General features: G+C 42.1%; 8 protein-coding genes and 1 pseudogene. 3 read left to right on the plus strand and 6 right to left on the minus strand.

The annotated features are described in order from the left end of the window. Positions 1-123 (minus strand): annotated as a pseudogene (locus WBJ10_RS14415) (6-carboxytetrahydropterin synthase); the annotation flags it as partial. Between the two features lie 181 nt (positions 124-304). Here WBJ10_RS14415 and mqnB point away from each other — a divergent pair. Genes mqnB through rfaD form a run of 3 tightly spaced genes read left to right on the plus strand, consistent with a single transcriptional unit; the run spans position 305 to position 2,777 of the window. Next, on the plus strand, positions 305-946 hold the full coding sequence (gene mqnB / locus WBJ10_RS14420) for a futalosine hydrolase (RefSeq protein ID WP_424291500.1): 642 nt from the start codon (positions 305-307) through the stop codon (positions 944-946). After that, positions 943-1,794, plus strand: a complete 852-nt coding sequence (locus WBJ10_RS14425; RefSeq protein WP_424291502.1) for a menaquinone biosynthesis family protein — start codon at positions 943-945, stop codon at positions 1,792-1,794. The genes mqnB and WBJ10_RS14425 overlap by 4 nt, the downstream gene beginning before the upstream one ends. 17 nt (positions 1,795-1,811) lie before the next feature. Further along, positions 1,812-2,777 (plus strand): ADP-glyceromanno-heptose 6-epimerase, encoded by a 966-nt coding sequence (rfaD, locus tag WBJ10_RS14430; RefSeq protein WP_424291504.1) that lies wholly within the window; start codon positions 1,812-1,814, stop codon positions 2,775-2,777. On the opposite strand, the gene WBJ10_RS14435 is transcribed toward rfaD, so the two are convergent. The 5 genes from WBJ10_RS14435 to WBJ10_RS14455 all read right to left on the minus strand — a co-directional run. Next, positions 2,772-4,001: an FtsX-like permease family protein gene (locus WBJ10_RS14435; protein WP_424291506.1), complete on the minus strand. Its 1,230-nt coding sequence runs from the start codon at positions 3,999-4,001 to the stop codon at positions 2,772-2,774. The genes rfaD and WBJ10_RS14435 overlap by 6 nt on opposite strands. Before the next feature lie 106 nt (positions 4,002-4,107). After that, a complete protein-coding gene (locus WBJ10_RS14440; protein WP_424291508.1) occupies positions 4,108-4,746 on the minus strand; it encodes an MBL fold metallo-hydrolase in 639 nt (212 codons plus the stop codon). A gap of 47 nt (positions 4,747-4,793) precedes the next feature. Then, complete coding sequence (locus WBJ10_RS14445) at positions 4,794-6,107, minus strand: M20/M25/M40 family metallo-hydrolase (RefSeq protein ID WP_424291510.1); 1,314 nt, start codon at positions 6,105-6,107, stop codon at positions 4,794-4,796. Beyond that, entirely contained in the window at positions 6,095-6,676 is a 582-nt protein-coding gene (gene gldD / locus WBJ10_RS14450; protein ID WP_424291512.1) for a gliding motility lipoprotein GldD, read from the minus strand. The genes WBJ10_RS14445 and gldD overlap by 13 nt, the downstream gene beginning before the upstream one ends. 4 nt (positions 6,677-6,680) lie before the next feature. After that, positions 6,681-7,337 (minus strand): shikimate dehydrogenase family protein (locus tag WBJ10_RS14455; protein WP_424291514.1); only part of this gene is annotated, 657 nt, incomplete at its 5' end.

The following is a 7,337-nucleotide window of genomic DNA, read 5'->3' on the forward strand; positions in this document are numbered from 1 at the left end:
ATGTCCGTGCCAATTTGGATTGGAACATTTCCCGAAAGTTTCCAAATTCTTTTCGTCACTCCAGTCCTCACGGAACAATTTATGAGCCGCATTAAATCGCTCGCGGCGTGTAATATAGATCATGGTCAATTATTAAAATGCAAATATACTTAATTTGACTAAGATGTCGCGTTTAGCTGGTAAAGGACTCCGATGTTTGTCTGGAATAGGATTCATAGGATTATAGGATGAATAGGATTTAGCATGAATAGGATTAGGATGGAGATTCATTGCGTGACGGCACTGATTTGCTTAACTTCGCTACATGAATTTATTGCTTGTTGCTGCGACTCGTCCGGAGATACAGCCCTTTCTGTCTGCCTTTCCGGCTGAAAGCGATTCGGATGAAAAAATATCTATTGGCCAGCACTCGGTAGATGTTCTGATCACAGGAGCTGGAATGGTGGCAGCAGCATTTGCTCTTGGCCGGCATCTGGCACAAAACACCTATGATCTGGCTATTAATCTTGGTATCGCCGGAAGTTTCGACTTTGGTTTGAGTCTTGGTGATGTATGTCTGGTTCAGGAAGACACTTTCGCAGAGCTCGGAGCTGAAGATGGCGATGATTTCCTGCCCATCGATCAGCTTGAATTAGGCACAGGCACCCAAATCCATCATCCCAATCCTGATTTCGCGATAAGCGAACTAAAAAAAGTAAATGCGATTACTGTCAATAAGGTTCACGGCCATGAATTGTCGATTGCAAAAGCTATTGCACGTTTTAATCCGCAGATAGAAAGTATGGAAGGCGCTGCTTTTTTCTATGCTTGTAATCAGTCAGATATTCCTTGTATTCAGATGCGTGCAATTTCAAATTATGTTGAGCGTCGCGCTCGCGAAAAATGGGATATTGGGCTTGCTATAAAAAACCTGAATTACACGTTAATAAATCTACTGGAAAGATGAAACTCAGTCTGGGATTTTCGCCCTGCCCCAACGACACATTTATTTTCGATGCAATGATCCATCAGAAAATAGACACAGAAGGGCTCGAATTTGATGTGGTATACGAAGATGTGGAAACCCTGAATCAAAAAGCATTCAAAGCGGATCTTGATATCACCAAATTGAGCTATCACGCATACGCATATCTCACGGAAAATTACGTTTTACTACACTCGGGAAGCGCGCTGGGGTTTGGAGTCGGTCCCCTGCTGATTTGCAATGAGCCAAAATATTTGCAGGAAGGCATAGAAAACCTGGCCTCCCGGATAGGGGATCTAAAGGTCGGAATCCCCGGGAAGTATACTACGGCTAATTTTCTGTTGAGCCTGGCATTTCCGGAAGCGCTGAACAAAGTTGAAATGAAGTTCTCAGAAATAGAACCTGCTCTGCTAAACAATCGCATTGATCTTGGTGTCATTATTCACGAGAACCGTTTTACCTATGAAGATAAGGGACTTTTAAAAGTGATCGACCTTGGTGAATACTGGGAGAAATTAACTAATTGCCCAATTCCCTTGGGGGGTATCATGATCAGGCGTGAGCTTCCTGATGAAGTCAAACAAAAAGTAAATCGCATCATTAAGAAAAGTGTTCAGTTTGCTATAAAAAACCCTTTATCCGGCCTGGACTTTATCCGATCACATGCTCAGGAAATGAGTACTGAAGTAATGTACAAGCATATTGAATTATACGTTAATAAATATTCTGTGGATCTTGAAGAAGAAGGGCGAAGGGCAGTAAACATATTTTTCGGGGAGGCTTTAAAAAAGGGAGTTATCCCTCCTATCAAACAGAATTTATTTTTATAATTTTTTAAACTATCAGGATGATCATCATTACCGGCGCTGCAGGATTTATTGGAAGCTGTTTAATTCACAAACTAAACGCAGAAGGGTTTTATGACCTGGTGCTGGTAGATGATTTCTCGCACAAAGAAAAAAACGAAAATTTTGAAGGGAAACGATTTTCCCAACAAGTAGAAAGAGACGTTTTCCCGGAATGGCTGAAAGAAAACCAGCTGCTGGTGCAGATCGTTTTTCATATTGGAGCCCGAACAGATACTACTGAATCGGATGTAGAACTTTTCAACCGCTTAAACCTCGACTACACAAAAAATATTTGGAATATCTGTATTGAATTCGGCCTTCCATTTATTTATGCTTCTTCTGCTGCAACTTATGGGCTTGGTGAATATGGCTATGATGATGATGAATCCAAAATTGCCGGTTTGAAACCGCTAAACCCCTATGGCGATTCTAAGAATGAGTTTGATAAATGGGCTCTTGCGCAGGAGCGGAAACCTTATTTTTGGGCGGGGTTAAAATTCTTCAATGTCTATGGCCCTAACGAATATCATAAAGGACGCATGGCTTCGGTGATTTTCCACACCTTCAATCAGATCAGGAAGACAGGCGAAATGAAATTATTTAAATCCCATCATCCCGACTTTAAAGATGGGGAGCAAATGCGTGATTTCGTTTACGTAAAGGACGTGGTAGACGTGCTATATTTTCTGATGCATCACCGAAAGGATTCTGGTATTTATAATCTTGGCTCAGGAACAGCAAGGACTTTCCTCGACCTGGCTACAAACACGTTTAAAGCCCTTGGGGAGCCGGTTAACATTTCATTTGTTCCCACTCCGGAAGATATCAGGGAAAAATATCAGTATTTCACAGAAGCGAGCATGGATAAATTGAAAACTTTAGGATATTCTAAAGAGTTCCACACGTTGGAGCAGGGCGTTGAGGATTACGTTAAAAATTATCTTATTAAAGGGGCTTACCTATAATTCTTCCCTCAAATTCCCTGTATTCTTAACACTCAATCTTGACGAAATCGCTGAAGCGATAAGGGAAACAAGAAGTACCGTTCCAAAAACTAAGATGAAGTCGGTTCCTTTCAATACTACCGGATACGAATCCACCAGGAAGCTAGCACCAGACATTTTGATAAACCCAAAATACTGCTGGAATACGCAGAACAGGAAACCCGCTGCCATCCCAAAGACACAGCCCAGCATGGAAATCATCATGCCCTCGATAAAGAATATCCCACGGATCAGTCCGTTATTGGCTCCCAGGCTGCTCAAGATTGCTATGTCTTTTTTCTTATCTATAACAAGCATGGTTAAGGATCCAATAATATTGAAAATGGCAATAATAAGTACGAACGTCAGGATCAGGAAAATAGCCCATTTCTCTGAATTGAGGATCCTGTAAAGCAACTCGTTTTGCTGGCTTCGGTTCTTTACAATAAAGCCCTTTCCCAGGGTTTGCGTGACTTCTTCTTGAAAGTCGTCGGGGGAAACACCCTCTTTTATATTAATTTCAATCAAAGAAACCTTGCTTTCTTCTCCCAGCAATTGCCTCGCAAAAGAAATAGGCACAATCATCATATTATCGAACTCCTGCTGCACAGAAAAAACGCCTGACGGGTGAATAGACATTATGTTGAATTCATCAGCGGGATTTAAGGAATTCGCGGCGCCCTTTCGGGGAGAATAAATATCGAGATTCCGGAAAGCGTCGTTCAAATTTACCGACAAAAAGTTCTGAATGGCAGAGCCGATTACTGCGAAATCCTCTCCCTGATATTTAAGTGTAAAGCTCCCACTTGAAATGGCTGAATCAATATTGACCTTTCCTTTAGTATAATCGTCGCTCACGCCTTTAACCAAAGCAATGGATTGACTTTTGCCATACCTTATTAAGGCTTTTTCCTGCAGGACTTCAGTATAGTTTATAATACGTCCATCGTTTTTCAATTTCAAAAATCGCTGCTCAGTAGGATCGAATGTTTTACCTTCCGCCGCCTCTATTCTTAGTTCAGGGCTAAACGTATTGTACATGGAAAGCACGATGTTTTCAAACCCATTAAACACCGAAAGAATAATAATAAGTGCAGCACTCCCTACAAAAACACCCAGCATTGAAATGCCGGAAATGAAGTTTATGGCATTAACCGATTTTTTGGAAAAAAGGTAACGTTTAGCTATGTAAAAGGAGGTGTTCATCGATGAATCTAAGATACAATTCTTTGCCTTTGCCCGCTGTCAGATGCCCGCCTGGAATGACCAGACGCTTAGCCTGGTTACTGGTAACAAGCAGCTGGTTAACTGATCAGTTTAAAAACGGATTAAACTGTTTTTCAAATCCGATCAGGGTAGACTGTCCGTGTCCGGGATATACCCGGCAATCATCTGCCAGTGTAAATATCTTTTCACGGATATTAGTTATTAGCTGATCATAGTTTCCTCCCGGCAGATCCGTGCGGCCTATGCTTTGATAAAATAAAACATCACCGCCAATCAGAATTTTATTTTCGGGATTATGAAAGCACAAATGCGCTGGTGAGTGGCCCGGACAAAATATCAGATCAAGGGAGCTATTACCAAAGTTGATTGAGCCTGTCTCGGGTAAATAAGTCTCGGGTAAAGGTGATACTTCATATCTTATTCCCATTTGAGGTGCATAAGATACTACCGCATTTAAAACGGACTGCTCCCCCTGGTGAAACTGCGGAAGAAGGCCGTAAGTATCGTAGATGAATTTGTTCCCAAGCACATGATCAATATGGCAATGAGTGTTTAAGAGCAATACAGGCTTTAATTTTTTTTCGGCTATGAACTTAAGAACTTTGTTTTGCTCATCGCCGTCATACATTCCCGGATCGATAATGACACATTCAAGACTGTCGTCATACAAAAGATATGTGTTTTCCTGATATGGATTACATACAAAGGTTTCTACGTTGATCATATTAGGCGTTAGTGGTTAGTTTTTTTGTTAGTTGTCAGGAATCGGGTCTATTTGACTTCGTCGTGTTTACGTGTAAGCCGGTAGATCATGATTGCTGCTCTTTGGATGAGTATTGGAAACTCTTTCAGATTTATAGTCTCCCCTGGTTTATGTGCGCCGCCGCCGGAAGCTCCCAGCCCATCCAGCGCATCAACATACTTGGCTATATCGGAAATATCACCTGCGCCCCTGGAGCCAGGGTCTCCGGCTAAAGTGGAACCAATTCCCATATCCTTGCTTATGCCGTCCATAATTTTCACAAGACTATAGTTACCTTCTGTAGGTTCCATAGCCGGCAGGCCATCAGAAAATGAAATACTGGATTTTGTCCCGTTAAGGCTTTGGCCAACAATTAGGCGCATCTTTTCTCTCGCCTTATCACGCTGCGCTTCTGAAAGAAAACGAAGGTCGCCTGCCACATATGCAGCCGGTGAAATGATATTGATTTTGCCGATAGCTTCTACACGTGTCCCCGAAGGATCTACCTTAATCTCAGAGCCTCCGCTAATTAAACCTGCATTAAAAGTCAGGTATTTCTCGTTGGTGAGCTGAGTACGGAATTCATTAATCACTCTTGCTGCTTCATAGATTGCCCCATAACCTGCTGATTCACTGAAAATACCTTGGGAGTGACCGGTTTTAGCTTCTACATTTAGCTTCCAGCCACTCGCGCCCCTGCGTGCTACTACAACTGTATTTAAGCCCTGGGCACTTTCAAATCCTAAAGAGATATCGGAAGTCTTCGCCCGCTCTATAAAATCTTGCCGCGCCACGTCATGTGGAGATCCTGAACTTTCTTCGTCGCCGGTAAAATAAGCCACTATCTGGGTGTTTTTAAGCAGGCCAAGTTCGTAAAGGGCTTTTAAAGCACCTATCATGATTACATTACCGCCTTTCATATCATTGACGCCCTGGCCCGTCGCGGTGGAATCATTCAGCTTTGTATATGGCGCAAACGCCATATCAAGCTCAAACACGGTGTCTAAATGGCCAATCAAAAATAGTTTCTTGCCCTGTTTTCCCCTTACGGTGGCTACCAGGTGTCCGGCACGTTTTAACGAATCCGGCAAGACCACCCATTCGGTCTCGAAACCAATCTGGTCAAGCACTTTTCGGTAAACCGCCCCAACTTTTTTTACCCCATCAACATTCAGTGTTCCGCTATTGATATTGACGGATTCTATTAGTAAATCCTCCGACTCTTTTAGATGCGCATTGATGTACTCGATAATTTTCTTTTCATCTTTATTTAGTTGCGCGGCTGCAGTATTGCTGATAAATACCAATAGCGCCAGGAGCAGATTTCTCGTTAATTTTTCCATTTCAAGGATTTAATCATAACATCAATATCTTTTTTCACAAAGTCAAGGACAGGCTGAATGGAGTCCAATCGAGGTTGTTCGTTAAAGTACAAAGCCCCACGAAGATAATTTTTTGTGCTGTCTGTCAGGAAAAATTGGACAGATGATGCCGTATTGCCATCTATAGAGTAATAGATACCATAGACTTTTCTTTCGGGATACGAAATGATTCCCTCATCAATTGCTGTGGCTTTTACCGTATGTTTAAAAGCAAAGGTGCGTGCATCTTCTACAAGCTGATCAAACTGCGCTTTGGAGTTTATTGGCTGATAACTTAAATGAATCCGGCCATTAAATTCCGGATAGGCAACATCCAGCCAGCAAGGCTTCGAATCACGCTGATTATCAGGCAAGACTTTTGCGTATGCAGGATAATCAAAAGTATAGGGGCAGTTACTGCTGTAAGTCTGGTACTTCTTTTCAGGAAATTTAATATTGAAATAACCCCGTGGTTTGGGGGAGTAATCATGCGTACAAGATGCCAGGGATATACAGAAAGTAAATAGGTAGTATATTCCTTGTTTTTTCATCCTTTTAGCTATTCCAAATCTCCCAGGACTTTTCAGCCTGCAGGTGCAGCATTTCAAGGCCGTTTTTAATACTTGCGCCCTTTTCTTTCCCTCGTTTTAAGAATTCAGTCTCCTCCGGATTATAAATCAAGTCGTATAATAAATGCTTTGATGTTAACAGTTCGTAAGGGATATCGGGACAATTTTCAATATCAGGAGCGGTGCCCACTGGTGTGGTATTAATAATCAGCAAACGTTCTTTCATCACATCGGCCGTTAGCTGAGTGTAAGAAAGCTGCTTACCAATAGCTCTTCGCGAAACAAGGCGATAAGAAATATTCAGCTTGTTTAAGACATAAGCTACAGCTCTGGAAGCTCCACCATTACCTAAAACAAGTGCTTTTTGGTGATGCTTCTTAAGTAAGGGCTTTAATGATGCTTCGAACGCAAATGCGTCAGTGTTATATCCTTCCAAACGCACCTTCATAGAGGATAATTCTCCGCTAAAAAACGCCTCCACCGGCTGGTGATTGACGATTTTTATACAATTTACAGCGTCAATTTCCCGGGCAGCCGGATCAATCTTATCCAGGTAAAACATCACACCAATCTTATGAGGAACCGTTACATTCAGTCCACACAGGTCATGAGTATCGTTTATCAAAGCCGGAAGGTCGCTTAG

This window comes from Daejeonella sp., from assembly GCF_049655485.1.
Lineage (GTDB): Bacteria > Bacteroidota > Bacteroidia > Sphingobacteriales > Sphingobacteriaceae > Daejeonella.